This window comes from Mycoplana sp. 10N416 (genome assembly GCF_056394765.1).
The window spans coordinates 190,725-208,154 of sequence record NZ_JBFTIM010000004.1 but is presented as its reverse complement, the minus strand read 5'-3'; the positions used below and the strand labels follow the sequence as shown (position 1 = coordinate 208,154).

Below are 17,430 nucleotides of genomic sequence, written 5' to 3'. Positions count from 1 at the left end.
GGAACAATTGAACGATGAGCAACGTAAAAGCTTTTCTCCGTTTCAAGGAACAGCTCGAAACCCGGCAACTGGCGCACGACCCGGATCGCGATATCCGCGAACATGTCCTGTCTCTTACCGGACGGAGGGTTGGTTTCGGTTATGTTTCAGAGACGCTCAAGTCGCGTTTCGGCGCCAATTTGCCCAACCTGTTCAAGGACATTGTTGCGGTGGACAAGCCCGGCATCGAGAGTGCCGATGTGTATCTGGCCTTGGGAACCATCAGTTCCGAACCGGAGAAATCCCACAAGGGTGCGGTGCGCCTGTTTAACGCCGCGCCGGTCACCAAAGATATCCTGCTGTTCGAAGCCGGTTTTCTCGCCACGACGCATAGCTGGGCGCATAGCTTCAAGGACGGCAACCCATCCCAGGCGTGTCTGGGATACGTGTACGATGACATCGCGCACTACTTCATGGCCGACTACCCCAATCGCCTTATCCAGAAGTTGAACGGTCACGAGACACCCTCAGACGAAGAACTGGCCCGGGCGGCACGATTGCTGGAGCGGATCGTCAAGCAACGCATCAGCAAGTACAACGCCCAGCCCATGCAGGCCCCGGTCATGACAACGGGATATCCGCGGCGGGTGCTGGTGTGCGACCAGACCTACGCCGACGCCTCGACTGTCTATGGCAAGGTGGGAGACGTCGAATTCGAGCGTATGCTGCTCGCCGCCATTGCGGAAAACCCGGATGCCGAAATCCTGGTCAAGACCCATCCAGATTCGGTCTGGGAAAAGGACAAGCGCACTGGCTATTACGCACACCTGCAATCGACTGGTCGCGTCCGCATCCTCCGTGATCCGGTCAATCCCTATGTGCTGTTCGACCTGGTCGATACCGTCTATGTCGGCACCAGCCAGATGGGTCTCGAAGCGCTGTTCGCGGGCAAAAAGGTGGTGACGTTCGGCGCCCCCTTCTATGCCGGCTGGGGTCTCACCGAGGACCGTCAAAAGATACCGCATCGGCAACGCAACCGGACCCTGACGGAGATATTCCACTACTTCTACATCTGGTACACGATCTATCATCTCCCCGGCCGCAACGGGCCGGCCGAGATCGAGGATGTGCTGTCCTACATCGAAAGGAACCGTCCCTATCCCTTGCCGCTAACGGAAGCCGAGATCACCGCACCGCCCCGGGTATCGGTGATCCTGCCCGTGCATGGGGTCGAAAAATATATCGAGGAATGCATCACCTCGATCCAGCGCCAAACCTTGCGCGAGATCGAGATCATACCGATCAACGACGCATCACCCGACGGCTCCCAGACGATTATCGATGGGCTGGCGGCAGAAGATCCCCGCATCAGACCGATCCTATTGTCCGAGAACATTGGCCAGGGCTTTGCGCGCAACCGCGGCCTCGAAGCGGCGCGAGGCGAGTATATATTCTTCATCGATTCCGACGACTGGATTACCGATTCGGAACTTCTCAGGAAACTGGTCGCGGTGGCGGACAAGACCGGCGCGGACATGATCCGGTCGAAGAAGGCAGGCGAAGCTGTCTTCGACAGCGATGACACGCTCATCACGATCCGGGAGGACGAGACCGAGCGGCACTTTTCGAACGACATCGACAAGACGACCTTCCGCGACAACCAGGACATTCTGCACAATCGGCACTTCTGGTTGTGGATGTACAGGCGCAGCTTTATCGAAAAGAACAGCATCCGCTTCTTGACCACGCAGTGGGAGGAGCGCGCCTTCCTGCTGAAGGCACTTCTGAGCGCCGAGGCGCTTTCTCTGACAACCTTTCCTGGCATCATGTATCGGGTTCGGCCGGAATCGACCGCACGCCGAGAGAAAGGAACCACCGACGTTGAAAGGTTTCTGCAAAATTTTGAACAGATCTGCGCTCTTCTGAAGGAACATGGCGCCGTAGATCGCAGCAGTCCGTTGCGCCCACATCTGAACTTCCAGATTTCGCAGTTTTTCCATCTCCTGTTCTTCGGCTTCTGGTATCCGACTCTGACGCAGGCAGGCGGCCGTCGGGAGCCCTATCTGGAAAGGCTTGCAAAGGCGCTTGAGGAGGTTGATTTCCAAAGCACGGACCTGTCGGACGCACCGCTGGTGGTCAAGAAGGACTACTCCCTGACGCAAGTTTATCGCTTGATCACGACGGCTCTGCGCGCGCGGAAATTCAAGTGGATAGAGACCGCCGTGGCCTCTCGTCCCGTGGCGCAAATCAAGCTCTATCAGGAATTACTGAAGGCGCCCTCGACCATGGCCCATGAGGAGTTTCAAGCAGCGCTTAGCCTCTATGCCCGCAACGAACTGGTCGAGAGTCGCGGACCGACGCTGGAGAGCCCCGCGAAACCCCGTATCGTCATCCATATCGGCGCGACGAAGACCGGCAGCACCTTCATCCAGCACATGCTGGAGAAGAACCGCCCGGCCCTGCTGCGCCAGGGCGTCTGGTTTCCGGAAGTGGGCCTGTATTGGCAGCCCACCCGGCCCCACAAGCAGGCCGGTCATTCCGAATTCACCCGCTCGGCCGTTCGCAACGACCCGCCGCTGCGCGATCATATCCGCCGCGGTCTGAACCTGATGGATGGGCGCATCCACACCATCGTCTTGTCCAGTGAGGCCTATTTCCTGAACCGGAACGCCCATCAGTTGGCCAACTACTTTGCGGGCCATCCGATCGAAATGGTCGTGTACCTGCGGCGGCAGGACGAATGGGCCAATTCGCAGTATTGCGAGTTCGTGGCGGGAGGGGCCGTCGGGCGCGTGGATGTACCCATCGACGAATGGTTGAAACTGCCGGAAACGCGTCGACGGCTGGACTACATGGTGCCGCTGAAAGCCTGGACCGACACGATCGGCATCGAAAACGTCCACGTGCGTATTTTCGATCGGAAGGAATTTGAAGGGGGCGATCTGATCACGGACTTTGCGCAGGCAGCCAAGCTGCCGGAATTGCTGGACCTGCCGCGTCCGGACGCGCGCGAACAGAATGACGCGCGATTGGCGAACGGTCATGTCGAGCTCTTGCGACTGTTCAACCAACGCCCTTTTGCCTCTCAGGAGAAATATTTCAATTTTATCGAGGAGTCCGGCACCGCGCTGACCGGATGGCGGCGCGACCACGGAATGCCGCTGCCGAAACCATGGATGCTGTCCGTGGAGCAGGCAGATTCGATCATGGCCGAATTTGCGCCCACCAACGCCGCGATCGCCCGCGATTATCTGAAGCGCCCGGACATGTCGCTGTTTGGTCCGCGCGGTCCCATTCCGGATCAGATCCCGGTTTTCGCCGGGGAAATGGCGTTGGTGGAGCAAATCTATCAACGGCATGCCCAGCAGAAAGGGGCGGTTGCTTTCGATCCGAAAGTAACGGTCATCAGGGCCACCTGGCCGCTCATCAAGCAAATCCGTGTTGCGCTCAAAAAAGTCTGGCTTCGCAAGTCCATAGTCTTCGAGCGTCCACTGCTGTGGGGGAACCCGTTCACGCTTGAACCTCGCAATATTGAGCGATATGGGATCATCAAGAAGCAGTGGCCTAAGCGCAAGAGAGCAAGGGTCATATTGAAGAACATCTACCTTGGCCGGCCGATTTTGTTTCGGTGAACAAGACCGATCCAAGTCGAGCTTGAGAGGACGACGCATGCCGATAACTCACCTGGAACGGCTCGAGGCGGAAGCAATCCATATCTTCCGTGAGGTTGCGGCGACGTTCTCGAAGCCGGTGATGCTGTACTCGGTCGGCAAGGATTCGTCCGTGATGCTGCACCTGGCCATGAAGGCCTTCTATCCGGCAAAGCCTCCCTTTCCCTTTCTGCATGTCGACACCACCTGGAAGTTTCGGGAGATGATTGCCTTCCGTGACCGGATGGCCCGGGAACTGGGTTTTGATCTGCTCGTTCACATCAATCCCGACGGCATCGAGCAGGGTATCTCGCCTTTCCAGCATGGCTCCAGTGTCCATACGCATGTGATGAAGACCGTGGCCCTGCGCCAGGCGCTCGACAAGTTCGGCTTTGACGCCGCGTTTGGCGGCGCCCGCCGCGATGAGGAGAAGTCGCGCGCGAAGGAGCGCATCTTCTCGTTCCGCAACGCCTCCCATGCCTGGGATCCCAAGAACCAGCGCCCGGAAATGTGGAAAACGTACAATACCCGCGTCGCGCCTGGCGAATCGATCCGGGTATTTCCGCTGTCCAACTGGACGGAACTGGACATCTGGCAATACATCCTGAAAGAAAACATACCGATCGTGCCTCTCTACTTTGCCGCGAAGAGACGGGTGGTGGAGCGAGACGGAATGATCATCATGGTCGATGACGAACGCATGCCGTTGTCGGCGGCCGACACGGTCGAGGATCGCATGGTCCGCTTCCGCACCCTGGGCTGCTATCCGCTGACCGGCGCCATCGAGTCTGACGCGGCGACGCTGGAGGAGATCGTCGGCGAAATGCTCACCGCCAGAACCTCCGAACGCCAGGGTCGTCTGATCGACAAGGACGAAGCCGGCTCGATGGAAAAGAAGAAGCGGGAGGGGTATTTCTGATGTCCTACGCTGTCTCGGACAATCCTGGGAAAGGGATCGCGGAGTACCTGCGCGAACAGGAAAACAAGTCGCTGCTTCGCTTTATGACCTGCGGATCGGTCGACGACGGCAAGTCGACGCTGATCGGCCGCCTGCTCTACGACACGAAGTTGATCTTCGAAGACCAACTCGCCGCACTCGAGCGCGACAGCAAGAAGCACGGCACCGTCGGAGAAGACATCGACTTCGCCCTCCTGGTCGACGGTTTGGAGGCGGAACGGGAACAGGGCATCACGATTGACGTGGCCTACCGGTTCTTTGCAACGGAGCGGCGCAAGTTCATCGTGGCCGATACGCCCGGTCACGAAGAATATACGCGCAACATGGCGACGGGGGCGTCCACCGCTGACCTCGCGATTGTTCTCGTCGACAGCCGCCAGGGCATCCTTCGCCAAACCCGCCGGCACTCGTTCATTGCCTCGCTGCTCGGCATCCGCCACGTCGTGCTCGCGGTCAACAAGATCGACCTGGTCGGCTACGACCGCGTCGTCTTCGACCGGATTGTCTCCGAGTATCTCGAGTTCGCAAATAGTCTGGGCTTCAAGACGATCCAGGCAATCCCAATCTCCGCTCGCTTCGGTGACAACGTCTCGCACCGCTCGGAAAAGACGCACTGGCACGCCGGGCCGAGCCTGCTCGAACACCTCGAAACCATCCCAATCGAGACCGATGGGCTCGACAAGCCGTTCCGCTATCCGGTGCAATATGTATCGCGGCCAAGTCTCGATTTTCGCGGGTTCGCCGGCCAGGTCGCGTCCGGCTCGATCGCGGTGGGCGACGAGGTTGTCGTGGCAAAGTCGGGCCAGACGTCGCGGATAAAGGAGATTGTCACTCACGGCGGTCTCCTGGAGCGTGCGGTCGAGGGACAGGCGGTGACCCTGGTCCTGGAGGACCAGCTCGAGGTTTCCCGCGGCAACATGTTGGTCGCCCCCGACAACCGCCCGCATGTGGCCGACCAGTTTCAAGCACATGTGATCTGGTTTGACGCCGACGCCATGATCCCGGGCCGCAGCTATATCCTTCGAACGGAGACCGACACCGTCAGTGCGACGGTCACGACGCTCAAGCACAATGTCGACGTGAACAGCTTTGCGCACATCGCCGCAAAGGCATTGCACATGAATGAAGTCGGCGTCTGCAACCTTTCCACTCAGGCGTCGATTGCCTTCGACAGCTATGCGACCAACCGCGCGACTGGCAATTTCGTGCTGATCGATCGCCTCAGCAACCGCACGCTTGGCGCTGGAATGATCGACTTCCCGCTGCGCCGGGCACAAAACGTCCATTGGCAGGCGCTCGAGGTCAACCGTGACGCGCGCGCGGCACTCATGCATCAACGGCCTGCCGTCATCTGGTTCACGGGCCTGTCAGGCTCCGGCAAGTCGACGGTCGCCAACAACCTGGAGAAGCTTCTCCATGCAAAGGGTCGGCACACCTATATGCTCGACGGCGACAACGTCCGGCACGGGCTCAATCGCGATCTCGGGTTCACCGAGGAAGACCGGGTCGAAAACATCCGCCGCGTGGCCGAGGTGGCCAAACTGATGGCGGATGCCGGCCTTATCGTCCTGGTATCCTTCATCTCGCCGTTCCGCTCGGAACGGCGGTTCGCGCGGGAACTGATGAATGAGGGCGATTTCCTTGAGGTCTACGTCGACACGCCACTCGAAGAGTGCGCACGCCGCGACCCCAAGGGCCTTTACAAGCGTGCCCTCAGCGGCGAAATCAGAAATTTCACGGGCATCGACTCACCCTATGAGCCTCCTGAAAATCCTGACCTTCACCTGAAGACGGTTGGCACGGAGCCACACGAACTCGCCACCCGGATCGAAAGCCTTCTAGAGCGACGGATACATGGAACAGAATCGGATGATCGGGATATTTGAAGAGGCGGCATTGGCCGCCGGCAGCGCGATCCTCGAGGTCTTTGATGCCGGCCCCACTGTCTCCCTGAAGGCTGATTGCTCGCCCGTGACGGAAGCGGACGAGCGTGCGGAGGCGGTGATCGTGAACATCATCTCCGCAGCCTTCCCGGACATTCCGATTGTTGCGGAGGAAGCTGCTGCCGCAGGGCACGTCCCCGAGACTTCGGGCGGCCGCTTCATTCTGATCGATCCCCTCGATGGCACGAAGGAATTCATCGGTCGCAACCCCGAGTTTACGGTGAACATAGCCCTCATCGAGGACGGGGCACCGGTTCTTGGCGTGGTCTATGCGCCCGCGAAGGGCATTGCCTACAGCGGATGCGCACAGGGCGCGGAGAAACTCCTCGTCGGCGCAGATTTCAAGATCGCCGGTCGCGAAAGAATCCAGGTTCGGCCGTGCGCCGCGCCGCTGGTCGCGGTTTCAAGCCGCTCGCACAACAGTCAGGAAACCGAGCAGTTTCTCGTCGACAATGGGATTACAGAACACAGGTCCGTGGGGTCGTCCCTCAAGTTTTGCATGGTCGCCGAGGGGCAAGCGGATGTTTATCCTCGCTTCGGGCGAACCATGGAGTGGGACACGGCCGCCGGCGACGCCGTTCTCCGCGCGGCCGGCGGCACGACGGTCAAGGTCGACGGAGAGCCGTTGACCTACGGCAAGACCAAGCAGCCGTCGGACAGCGATTTCGCGAATCCCTCGTTCATCGTCTGGGGAAATCTGGACGATCGTAAACACTAGGCCTGACATTGCCGCTCATTGCACGGAGCGGGGCACGGTGGTCGCGCGCCTTGCGCACTTGCTGATCCACAACGAACCTTGTCCGCGTGGCGACCCATTCCCTCGTCTCTACAGCCCGTAAGGAACGATGCGGCGCAGGTGGTGATCGACGTGCAGGCGCCGCTTGAAGGGCGGCACGGCACGGCTGGCGCAGTTGGACCGCTCGCAGATGCGGCAGGAGATGCCGATCGGATCGAACGCCTCGGCGTTTTCCAGGTCCATGTTGTCGGCATAGACGAAGGCGGGCGCGTAGGAGATCTCGCAGCCGAGCGCCAGCGCGTATTCCGGCCTTGCCGCCCGGAACCCGCCGCTTCCCTTCGAGGCATGCGTGGCCAGACAGAGATAGCGCACGCCGTCCGGCGTCTCGGCGAGCTGTCGCAGGATCCGACCGGGACGCTCGAAGGCCTCGTGCGCGTTCCAGAGCGGACAGGCGGCGCCGAAGCGAGCGAACTGGAACTTTGCCGCACTGTGGCGCTTGGTGATGTTGCCGGCCCGGTCGATGCGGGCAAAGAAGATCGGCACACCCTTGCGGCCCGGCCGCTGCAGCGTGCTGAGGCGATGGCAAACCTGCTCGATCGAGGCACCGAAGCGGGCGGCGAGCAGTTCCAGGTCGTGCCGCAGTTCCTGCGCGGCCTCCAGGAACGTGCCGTATGGCAGCAGCAATGCGCCGGCGAAATAGTTCTGCAGGCCCATGCGACAGATCTCCAGCGCCTCCTCGGAACGAAAACCCGCCCCTTGCGCCACTGCGTCAATTTCCTGCGAAGCCTGCAATTGCGAGATCTGCAGCGCCAATTGGAAATCACGGGTAGAAGCGGCGGCATAGGGATTGATCGTCAACACGCGCGCGGTCGGGTCATAACGGCGGATCGCGTCGTCGCCGGCGGCACCACGGGCCACCCGCACGCCAAAACGCTTGTCCAGATAGTCCGTCAACGCCGACTGGTTGTCGCCGCCGCCAATGCCGAGCTCGCCAGCCAGCCGTTCGGCGATCATGTCGAGCTCGTGGATGTAGTTGTCGACGAAATGGAAGAAATCGCGCACCTCTTCATACGGCGTCGTCTCGGCCGGGCCGCCGGCGCGGCCGAGCGTGGCGTCGAAGCTCGCAAGACGTTCCGAGTTGCGGCGATAGGCCTGATGACAGGCGATCAGCGAATGCGCCAGGCCGGGGGCGTTCTGGGTGACGAGCTTCAGCTCCTGCAGGCTCGGCGAGTAGGTCTCGAACAGCGGATCGGTCAACGCCTCGGAGAGCGCCGACAGCAGCCGGTCGTTCTCGCCGACGGAGAGTTCGGAAATGTCGAGGCGAAACTTGTCGGCGAGCGCCAGCAGGACGGCAGCCGAAACCGGACGCTGGTTGTTCTCGATCTGGTTGAGGTAGCTGGTGGAGATGCCGATGCGCTCGGCGAACTGGCTCTGCGTTGTGCCGCTCGCCAAGCGAAGATCGCGTACCTTGCGGCCGATGAAGAGTTTGCCGATCGCCATGACTTGCTCAATCGTGTTTGCAAATTCGCAGTTTCAATTTTGCTATTTTATATTTCTGCCTTTGCACATCTTCAACTGTTTTCAAGCACGAAAGATCGGCATAATGGCGCCCGATACAGGTTCCAAGGGAGTAAAAATGCGCCCCATACTCGAACAGTTGCAGGCCCGTCGCGACGAGGCCTACCTCGGCGGCGGCCAGAAGCGGATCGACGCCCAGCACGGCAAGGGCAAGCTGACGGCGCGCGAACGTATCGAAGTGCTGCTCGATCCGGGCTCGTTCGAAGAATACGACATGTACGTCACCCACCGCGCGGTCGATTTCGGCATGGCCGAGCAGAAGATCGCCGGCGACGGCGTCGTCACCGGCTGGGGCACGATCAACGGCCGCCAGGTCTATGTGTTCAGCCAGGACTTCACCGTGCTCGGCGGCTCGCTGTCGGAAACACATGCGCAAAAAATCTGCAAGGTCATGGACATGGCGGTGCGCAACGGCGCGCCGGTGATCGGGCTGAACGACAGTGGCGGCGCCCGCATCCAGGAGGGCGTCGCCTCGCTCGCAGGTTACGCGGAAGTGTTCCGCCGCAACGCCGAGGCCTCGGGCGTCATCCCGCAGATTTCCGTCATCATGGGCCCCTGCGCCGGCGGTGCGGTCTATTCGCCGGCGATGACCGACTTCATCTTTATGGTGCGCGACAGCTCCTACATGTTCGTCACCGGCCCGGACGTGGTGAAGACGGTGACGAACGAGATCGTCACCGCCGAGGAGCTTGGCGGCGCCGGTACGCACACGAAGAAGTCCTCGGTGGCCGATGCGGCCTACGAGAACGACATCGAGACGCTGGAGCACGTGCGGCTGCTGTTCGACTTCCTGCCGCTCAACAACCGCGAGAAACCGCCCACACGCCCGTTCCATGACGATCCGGCGCGACTGGAAGCCCGGCTCGATTCGCTGATCCCCGACAGCTCCAACAAGCCCTACGACATGAAGGAACTGATCCTGGCAATCGCCGACGAGGGCGATTTCTTCGAGCTTCAGGAGAATTTCGCCAAGAACATCGTCACCGGCTACATCCGGCTCGAGGGCCAGACAGTCGGCGTCGTCGCCAACCAGCCGATGGTGCTGGCCGGTTGCCTCGACATCGATTCCTCGCGCAAGGCCGCCAAGTTCGTGCGCTTCTGCGACGCCTTCAACATCCCGCTGCTGACGCTGGTCGACGTGCCGGGCTTCCTGCCGGGCACTGCGCAGGAATATGGCGGTGTCATCAAGCACGGTGCCAAGCTGCTGTTCGCCTATTCCCAGGCGACCGTGCCGATGGTGACGCTGATCACCCGCAAGGCCTATGGCGGCGCTTATGACGTGATGGCCTCGAAGCATATCGGCGCCGACGTCAACTATGCCTGGCCAACCGCGGAGATCGCCGTGATGGGCGCCAAGGGCGCCACCGAAATCCTCTACCGCTCGGAGCTCGGCAATCCGGAGAAGATCGCTGCGCGGACGGCCGAATACGAGGAGCGCTTCGCCAATCCCTTCGTCGCCGCCGAGCGCGGCTTCATCGACGAGGTGATCATGCCGCATTCGTCGCGCAAGCGCATCGCCCGGGCCTTCGCGGCGCTGCGCAACAAGCAGGTCGATACCCGCTGGCGCAAGCACGACACGATACCGTTGTAAGGGAAGATCAGAACCCATGGCCAATCTTCCCGACATGACAAAGCATCGTGGCTTCCCTTCCGGCATGCCGGGTACGGGTGTCCAGTTCACCATCCGCCGCGCCAATCCGAAAGGCGTGACGCCGGTCAAGGCGCTGCCCCGTCGCGCCCGGCCGGGCTCGGCCGAGCACAAGATCGATGCCGCCTTCCTGCATGCGCTCTGGCACCATTTCGGACCGGAACCATTCGAGCGTGGCAATCTCGATGCGGCCCGGCTCAACCTGCTCTTCGGACGCGAGGTGTTGGCGGCGGAAAAGGATTTCGACCCGACCTCCTACGAGGCATTGCTGGTGATCGACGAGAAGGTGGCCCGTGCCTCCTTCCCGGAATCGTTTGAAGACGTGATGGAGATCTAGTCTTGCCGTTCAAGAAAATCCTGATTGCCAATCGTGGCGAGATCGCCTGCCGCGTCATCAAGACCGCCAAGAAGCTCGGCATCCCCACCGTCGCCGTCTATTCGGATGCCGACCGTGACGCGCTGCATGTGCAGATGGCCGACGAGGCGGTGCATATCGGCCCTGCCCCGTCCGCCCAGTCCTATATCGTCATCGACCGGATCATCGACGCGATCCGCCAGACGGGGGCCGACGCCGTCCATCCCGGCTACGGCTTCCTGTCTGAGAACGCAGCCTTTGCCGAAGCGCTGGAGAAGGAAGGGGTCGCCTTCATCGGCCCGCCGGTCGGCGCGATCCAGGCGATGGGCGACAAGATCACCTCGAAGAAGATCGCCGCCGAAGCCGGCGTCAACACGGTGCCCGGCCACATGGGCCTGATCGAGAATGCCGAAGAAGCCGTGAAGATCGCGTCTTCCATCGGCTATCCGGTGATGATCAAGGCGTCCGCCGGCGGCGGCGGCAAGGGCATGCGCATGGCCTGGAACGACCAGGAGGCGCGCGAGGGTTTCCAGTCTTCCAAGAACGAGGCGAAGAACTCCTTCGGCGACGACCGCATCTTCATCGAGAAATTCGTGACCCAACCGCGCCACATCGAGATCCAGGTGCTCGGCGACAAGCATGGCAACACGCTCTATCTCGGCGAGCGCGAATGCTCGATCCAGCGGCGGAACCAGAAGGTGGTCGAGGAAGCCCCCTCCCCCTTCCTCGACGAGGCGACCCGGCACGCCATGGGCGAGCAGGCTGTCGCCCTTGCCAAGGCGGTCGGCTACCATTCGGCGGGCACTGTCGAGTTCATCGTCGACGGCCGCCGCAACTTCTATTTCCTCGAAATGAACACCCGCCTGCAGGTCGAGCATCCGGTAACCGAGCTGATCACCGGCATCGACCTCGTCGAGCAGATGATCCGGGTTGCCGCCGGCGAGAAGCTCGCCATCAGCCAGAAGGACGTGAAGCTCAACGGCTGGGCGATCGAGAGCCGGCTCTACGCCGAGGATCCCTACCGCAACTTCCTGCCCTCGATCGGCCGGTTGACGCGTTACCGCCCGCCGGCGGAAGGCAGGCATGCGGACGGCACGGTCGTGCGCAACGATACCGGCGTCTACGAGGGCGGCGAGATTTCGATGTATTACGACCCGATGGTCGCCAAGCTGTGCACCTGGGGTTCGGACCGTACCGCCGCCATCGACGCGATGGGCCGGGCGCTTGATGACTTCGAGGTCGAGGGCATCGGCCACAACCTGCCCTTCCTGTCGGCGGTGATGGGCCACAAGCGCTTCCGCGAAGGGCATCTGACGACCGCCTTCATCGCCGAGGAATTTCCGGACGGCTTCCACGGCGTCGAGCCGGACGCCGTGTCGGCGCGGAAGATCGCGGCCGTGGCAGCGCTGATCAACGACCGCCTGCAGCGCCGCGCGACGAAGATTTCCGGAACGATCGGCAACCATCGCCGCCGCGTCGGCGCGGACTGGGTCGTTGCCTTCGGGCGCGACACCGTCGACGTGACGCTGGCGCAGGAAGGCGACGCCTCGCGGATCACGTTTGCCGATGGGGAGACCGTCGCGATCCGCAGTGACTGGCTGCCGGGCCAGACGCACGCGACCTTCTTCATCGACGACGTGCCGATGGGCGTGAAGGTCAACAAGACCGGCCATGCGCTGCGGCTGCGCTGGCAGGGCATCGACGTGATCGCCCGCGTACGCGAGCCGCGCGTCGCCGAGCTTGCCAGGCTGATGCCGGTGAAGCTGCCGCCGGACACCTCGAAGATGCTGCTCTGCCCGATGCCGGGCCTGATCACGGCGCTCGCGGTCTCGGAAGGCGACACCGTCGAGGCTGGCCAGGCGCTGGCGACGGTCGAGGCGATGAAGATGGAGAACATCCTGCGCGCCGAGAAGAAAGCGGTGATCAAGCGGGTGCCGGTCTCGGTCGGCGCCAGCCTCGCCGTCGACGAGATCATCATGGAGTTCGAATAGAGGGTGTAGAGTGGGCATCGGCGTTTGCCTCCTCATCCCGGGGATTGCCCCTCACCCTAGCCCTTTCCCCGCAAGCGGGGAGAGGGCACCGGAAGCGCTCCTTTGCCAAAGCTGGCAAGAGGAATGCAGGCGGAAGCGGCTCCCGCCTTCCCCCCGCAAGCGGGGAGAAGATCCCGGCAGGGGGATGAGGGGCCGACGCAGCCTCGAGATGACCCGCGATTGCCCGCACGAACTAAAATCGGAGCAGAACGATGACCGAGAAGACCATCAAGGACTGGGAAGCGCTGGCCGAGAAGGAGCTGAAGGCCTCGCCGGAGACACTGACCTGGCGCACTCCGGAAGGCATTGACGTCAAGCCGCTCTACACGGCCGAGGATCTCAAGGGCATCGATCACCTCGCCTCACTGCCCGGCATGGCGCCGTTCGTGCGCGGGCCGCGCGCCACCATGTATGCCGGCCGGCCCTGGACGATCCGGCAATATGCGGGTTTCTCGACGGCCGAGGAATCGAACGCCTTCTACCGCAAGAACCTGGCTGCCGGGCAGAAGGGGCTGTCGGTGGCCTTCGACCTCGCCACCCACCGGGGCTATGACAGCGACCACCCGCGCGTCGTCGGCGACGTCGGCAAGGCGGGCGTGGCGATTGATTCGGTCGAGGACATGGCAATCCTGTTCGACGGCATCCCGCTGAACGAGATGTCGGTCTCGATGACGATGAACGGCGCGGTGATCCCGATCCTCGCCAGCTTCATCGTCGCCGGCGAGGAACAGGGCGTTTCCCGCGCAGATCTGTCCGGGACCATCCAGAACGACATCCTGAAGGAGTTCATGGTCCGCAATACCTACATCTACCCGCCGGAGCCCTCGATGCGGATCGTCGCCGACATCATCGCGTACACGGCCAAGGAGATGCCGAAGTTCAACTCGATCTCGATCTCCGGCTACCACATGCAGGAGGCCGGGGCGACGCTGGTGCAGGAGCTGGCCTTCACGCTGGCCGACGGCCGCGAATACGTCCGCGCCGCCCTAGCCAAGGGGCTGAACGTCGACGACTTCGCCGGCCGCCTCTCCTTCTTCTTCGCCATCGGCATGAATTTCTTCATGGAGGCCGCGAAGCTGCGCGCCGCACGCCTGCTCTGGACCCGCATCATGCAGGAGTTCGAGCCGAAAAAGACCTCGTCACTGATGCTGCGCACCCACTGCCAGACCTCCGGCGTGTCGCTGCAGGAGCAGGACCCCTACAACAACATCATCCGCACCGCCTTCGAGGCGATGTCGGCAGCCCTTGGCGGCACCCAGTCGCTGCACACCAATTCCTTCGACGAGGCGATCGCGCTGCCGACGGAGTTTTCAGCCCGCATCGCCCGCAACACCCAGTTGATCCTGCAGCACGAGACGGGCGTCACCAAGGTCGTCGATCCACTGGCCGGCTCCTACTACGTCGAAAGCCTGACCGACGAACTGGCCACACAGGCCTGGGCGCTGATCGAGGAAGTGGAAAAACTCGGCGGCATGACCAAAGCAGTCAACGACGGCCTGCCGAAGCGGATGATCGAAGAGGCTGCGGCGCGCCGCCAGGCGGCGGTCGACAAGGGCGACGAGGTGATTGTCGGCGTCAACAAGTACCGGCTGGAAAACGAGCACCCGATCGACATCCTTGAGATCGACAATAGCGCGGTGCGCGCCGCCCAGATCAAACGCATCGAGGAGACGAAGCGCCGGCGCGACAGTGCCAAAGTACGCGAAGCCCTCGCGGCACTGGCTGAGGTCGCGCGAACCGGAGAGGGCAACCTGCTTGCGGCCGCCGTCGAGGCGGCGCGGGCGCGCGCCACCGTCGGCGAGATTTCCGATGCGATGCGCGAGGCGTTCGGCGACCATGCGGCCACCCCGAAGGTCATTAAGGACGTCTATGGCGAGGCCTATCGCGACGAGCCGGAACTTGCCGTGCTGAAATCGCGGATGTCGGGCGTTTCCGAAAAACTCGGGCGCAAACCGAAGATCATGGTTGCCAAGCTCGGCCAGGACGGCCACGACCGCGGCGCCAAGGTGATCGCCTCGGCCTTCGGCGACATCGGTTTCGACGTCCTCGCCGGCCCGCTGTTCCAGACGCCGGAAGAGGCGGTGGAAATGGCGCTCGGCGAGAAGGTCAACGTCATCGGCGTGTCCTCGCTCGCGGCCGGCCACAAGACGCTGCTGCCGCAACTGGTCGAGGACCTGAAGAAGAAGGGCGGCGGTGACGTGATCGTCGTCTGCGGCGGCGTCATTCCGCGCCAGGACTACCAGTTCCTGCACGACCACGGCGTCGCCGCCGTGTTCGGCCCCGGTACCAACGTCATCGAGGCGGCGAACTCCGTGCTCGACCTGCTGGAAGGCCGCCGGCGCAATATTTGACGTCCGCTTGATTCAGCCGGCGCATCACTGACAGACCGATAATGTCGTCATCCCGGCCTTTGAGCCGGGATCCAGCCGCGCCGCGTCTGCGGCGCGAACAGACTCTTTAGCGCGCAAGGACTTGCGCGCGCTGGATGCCGGATCAAGTCCGGCATGACGGATCGGTTGGAACCGCCCCAACGGCTGAACAGCCACGACAAGCTCTGGAGTGGTCGTGCCAGCAACCGGCTCCCGACTCCTTCAGTCTATCCTACGTACTCCACCCTGCGCTTGCGTCCCTCATCCGCCCTGCCGGGCACCTTCTCCCCGCAAGCGGGGAGAAGGAAGGGAGCCGCAACGCCACCGTTCCCGCTCCCTGCTTGCGGGGAGAGAGTCAGGGTGAGGGGCAAAGTTGCGACCGAGATCGCGCCGTTTCCAGGTCGCGCGTAGTAAGCCGCACCAAAACGCCGCCGCGGCCCACCCGTTCACCACCATAACGCCGCGGCTGCCCCCTTCAGCTGGCCTTGACGTATTCCACCTTGCGGGCGAGCCAGCATCCGACGGTGAGGCCGCTGACCTGGCCCTCGCCGTCTCGCCGAACCACGATCGTCCAGTCGCCGGGCGCCGGCGCGTCCATCGAGCGGCGGCAGCAGAGCCGCCAGACGTCTTGGCCAACCGGATGGATCGGGTGCATGGCGCCCTTGCCGAGAAAGCCGTCAAAGGCGCCATGCCAGGCGCCGCCGGCCGAGACGATCTCGAGCGATGCCTCCAGCTCCTCCGACACGAAGCGGCCGGCAATGTCGTCGCGCAGTCCGGCGGGAATGCGGCGGGCGATGGCGCGCAGGTTCTCGCCGGGCCGTTCCATCCGGATGGAGTCACCGTCTTGCACCAGCGTCATCGATGCGCCGCAGGCGACACCGTCCGCATCCACCGTCAGCTCTTCCGGCGAGGTGGCAAAGCGCGTGGTCAGCCCGTCTCCGCGGGAAGAGATCCGGAGCAGCAGGCCGGTCGATGGCTCGAGGTAGTTGCCGTTCCACTCGGGTTTGGGACGGGCAGCTTCGGCCTTCTTTTCCGGCCGGCCGAGGGCGGCGCGCAGGACGGCGGTCGCCGTCCCATGCGCATCGCCCTCGTGATTGAACATGACGACCACCGAAAGGCGCTCGGACGCCGCGTGCAGCCGGCGCGCACGGAAGCCGCGGAGCGCGCCGCCGTGGCCGGTCAGTGCAATGTCGTCCACCGTTTCGCGCGCCAGCCCGAAGCCGTAGCGCGAGGCCGTGCCGTCGGCGAAGGGCTGGGGCACGGAAAGGCGGTTGTAGAGACCATCGGGATCGTCGCGCGTGCGGTCGATGAAACGCTCCCAGGCGAGCATGTCGTCCAGCGAGGCGGCGATGCCGGCGTCGCCCGACCAGAAGATGCGATTGGTTGCCGGGAAGAAGCCGACACTCTCGTTGCCCTCATAGCCGACGACGCCGTTCAGGGGGGCCGCCGTGTCGGAGGCGAGAATGGCGGTGTCCATGCCGGCCGGGGCAAACAGCCGTTCGCGATAGACGTCGGCAAGCGGCTTGCCGGCCGCCGCCTCGATCAGGTCGGAGAGGATGCGGAAATTGCCGTTGGAGTAGGAATAGCTGGTACCCGGCGCGAAATGGGTCTTGCGCATGCGGGCGAACAGCCGCGCGGTATCCTCCCGGGAAAACACCCCGTCGGCCATCGCGCCGTGCAGCACCGTCAGCGCCCAGTAGTCGCGCAGGCCCGACTGGTTGTTGCACAGGTCCGCGACCTTGGGCCGCCGATCCTCGAGGTTCGGCAGGTGGCGTGCAAGGGCCGCGTCGAGGCTCGCCGGATCACCGACGATGTCCAGAAGCGCCGCGCAGGTGAACTGCTTGGTGATCGAGCAGATCGGGATCAGCATCTGCGCCGTCATCGGCACGCGCCGGTCGAGATCGGCAAAACCCCAGGCATGGCGCAAAATCACCTCGCCATCCTTGACGACGCCGACGACGCCGCCGGGACCCTTGCTTCGCTCGGGCAAAGATTGGACCATGGCTTGCAGGGCGGCGAGATCGATAGCGGGCATGGGAGATCACTTCGGAGTTGGGTAGGGCGGGACGCATCGCCGATCGGCGGTACCGCCCATTCCTAGCGCGGCCTACGGGCACTGACAACTGGACGGCACCGCCCTTTGACGCCGCGTGTCGAGGCGCGGTTCCAGGAGGCGAAGGAGGG

General features: G+C 62.9%; 10 protein-coding genes. 8 read left to right on the top strand and 2 right to left on the bottom strand.

What is annotated here, in order from left to right; all coding sequences use genetic code 11:
- Nucleotides 1-14 precede the first annotated feature (14 nt).
- From AC1DDS_RS10300 to cysQ, 4 genes are read left to right on the top strand one after another with little or no spacing between them, the layout of a single operon-like run.
- Entirely contained in the window at nt 15-3,611 is a 3,597-nt protein-coding gene (locus AC1DDS_RS10300) for a glycosyltransferase (RefSeq protein ID WP_477478817.1), read from the top strand.
- A gap of 37 nt (nt 3,612-3,648) precedes the next feature.
- Nucleotides 3,649-4,548, top strand: a complete 900-nt coding sequence (cysD, locus tag AC1DDS_RS10295; RefSeq protein ID WP_477478816.1) for a sulfate adenylyltransferase subunit CysD — start codon at nt 3,649-3,651, stop codon at nt 4,546-4,548.
- Nucleotides 4,548-6,473, top strand: coding sequence for a bifunctional sulfate adenylyltransferase/adenylyl-sulfate kinase NodQ (nodQ, locus tag AC1DDS_RS10290; protein WP_477478815.1), 1,926 nt, complete (start codon nt 4,548-4,550; stop codon nt 6,471-6,473). Before cysD ends, nodQ begins: the two co-directional genes overlap by 1 nt.
- Nucleotides 6,457-7,248, top strand: coding sequence for a 3'(2'),5'-bisphosphate nucleotidase CysQ (gene cysQ, locus AC1DDS_RS10285; RefSeq protein WP_477478814.1), 792 nt, complete (start codon nt 6,457-6,459; stop codon nt 7,246-7,248). The genes nodQ and cysQ overlap by 17 nt, the downstream gene beginning before the upstream one ends.
- A 108-nt stretch (nt 7,249-7,356) precedes the next feature.
- Here cysQ and AC1DDS_RS10280 read toward each other — a convergent pair whose 3' ends face one another.
- Complete coding sequence (locus tag AC1DDS_RS10280; protein ID WP_477478813.1) at nt 7,357-8,766, bottom strand: helix-turn-helix domain-containing protein; 1,410 nt, start codon at nt 8,764-8,766, stop codon at nt 7,357-7,359.
- Between the two features lie 136 nt (nt 8,767-8,902).
- On the opposite strand from AC1DDS_RS10280, the gene AC1DDS_RS10275 reads away from it, so the two are divergent.
- The 4 genes from AC1DDS_RS10275 (at nt 8,903) to scpA (ending at nt 15,228) form a co-directional block, all read left to right on the top strand.
- Nucleotides 8,903-10,435, top strand: a complete 1,533-nt coding sequence (locus AC1DDS_RS10275) for an acyl-CoA carboxylase subunit beta (RefSeq protein ID WP_477478812.1) — start codon at nt 8,903-8,905, stop codon at nt 10,433-10,435.
- Between the two features lie 16 nt (nt 10,436-10,451).
- Entirely contained in the window at nt 10,452-10,829 is a 378-nt protein-coding gene (locus AC1DDS_RS10270; RefSeq protein ID WP_310412175.1) for a hypothetical protein, read from the top strand.
- 2 nt (nt 10,830-10,831) lie between these two features.
- Nucleotides 10,832-12,838: an acetyl-CoA carboxylase biotin carboxylase subunit gene (locus tag AC1DDS_RS10265; RefSeq protein WP_477478811.1), complete on the top strand. Its 2,007-nt coding sequence runs from the start codon at nt 10,832-10,834 to the stop codon at nt 12,836-12,838.
- Between the two features lie 251 nt (nt 12,839-13,089).
- On the top strand, nt 13,090-15,228 hold the full coding sequence (scpA, locus tag AC1DDS_RS10260; protein ID WP_477478810.1) for a methylmalonyl-CoA mutase: 2,139 nt from the start codon (nt 13,090-13,092) through the stop codon (nt 15,226-15,228).
- A gap of 493 nt (nt 15,229-15,721) precedes the next feature.
- Here the strand turns inward: scpA and AC1DDS_RS10255 are convergent, their stop codons facing one another.
- Nucleotides 15,722-17,281, bottom strand: coding sequence for a D-aminopeptidase (locus tag AC1DDS_RS10255; RefSeq protein ID WP_477478809.1), 1,560 nt, complete (start codon nt 17,279-17,281; stop codon nt 15,722-15,724).
- Between the last annotated feature and the right edge of the window lie 149 nt (nt 17,282-17,430).

Excerpts from the sequence above, each read along its gene's own strand:
- AC1DDS_RS10300 (WP_477478817.1), top strand. The coding sequence starts at position 15 with ATGAGCAACGTAAAAGCTTTTCTCCGTTTCAAGGAACAGCTCGAAACC.
- cysD (WP_477478816.1), top strand. The coding sequence starts at position 3,649 with ATGCCGATAACTCACCTGGAACGGCTCGAGGCGGAAGCAATCCATATC.
- nodQ (WP_477478815.1), top strand. The coding sequence starts at position 4,548 with ATGTCCTACGCTGTCTCGGACAATCCTGGGAAAGGGATCGCGGAGTAC.
- cysQ (WP_477478814.1), top strand. The coding sequence starts at position 6,457 with ATGATCGGGATATTTGAAGAGGCGGCATTGGCCGCCGGCAGCGCGATC.
- AC1DDS_RS10280 (WP_477478813.1), bottom strand. The coding sequence starts at position 8,766 with ATGGCGATCGGCAAACTCTTCATCGGCCGCAAGGTACGCGATCTTCGC.
- AC1DDS_RS10275 (WP_477478812.1), top strand. The coding sequence starts at position 8,903 with ATGCGCCCCATACTCGAACAGTTGCAGGCCCGTCGCGACGAGGCCTAC.
- AC1DDS_RS10270 (WP_310412175.1), top strand. The coding sequence starts at position 10,452 with ATGGCCAATCTTCCCGACATGACAAAGCATCGTGGCTTCCCTTCCGGC.
- scpA (WP_477478810.1), top strand. The coding sequence starts at position 13,090 with ATGACCGAGAAGACCATCAAGGACTGGGAAGCGCTGGCCGAGAAGGAG.
- AC1DDS_RS10255 (WP_477478809.1), bottom strand. The coding sequence starts at position 17,281 with ATGCCCGCTATCGATCTCGCCGCCCTGCAAGCCATGGTCCAATCTTTG.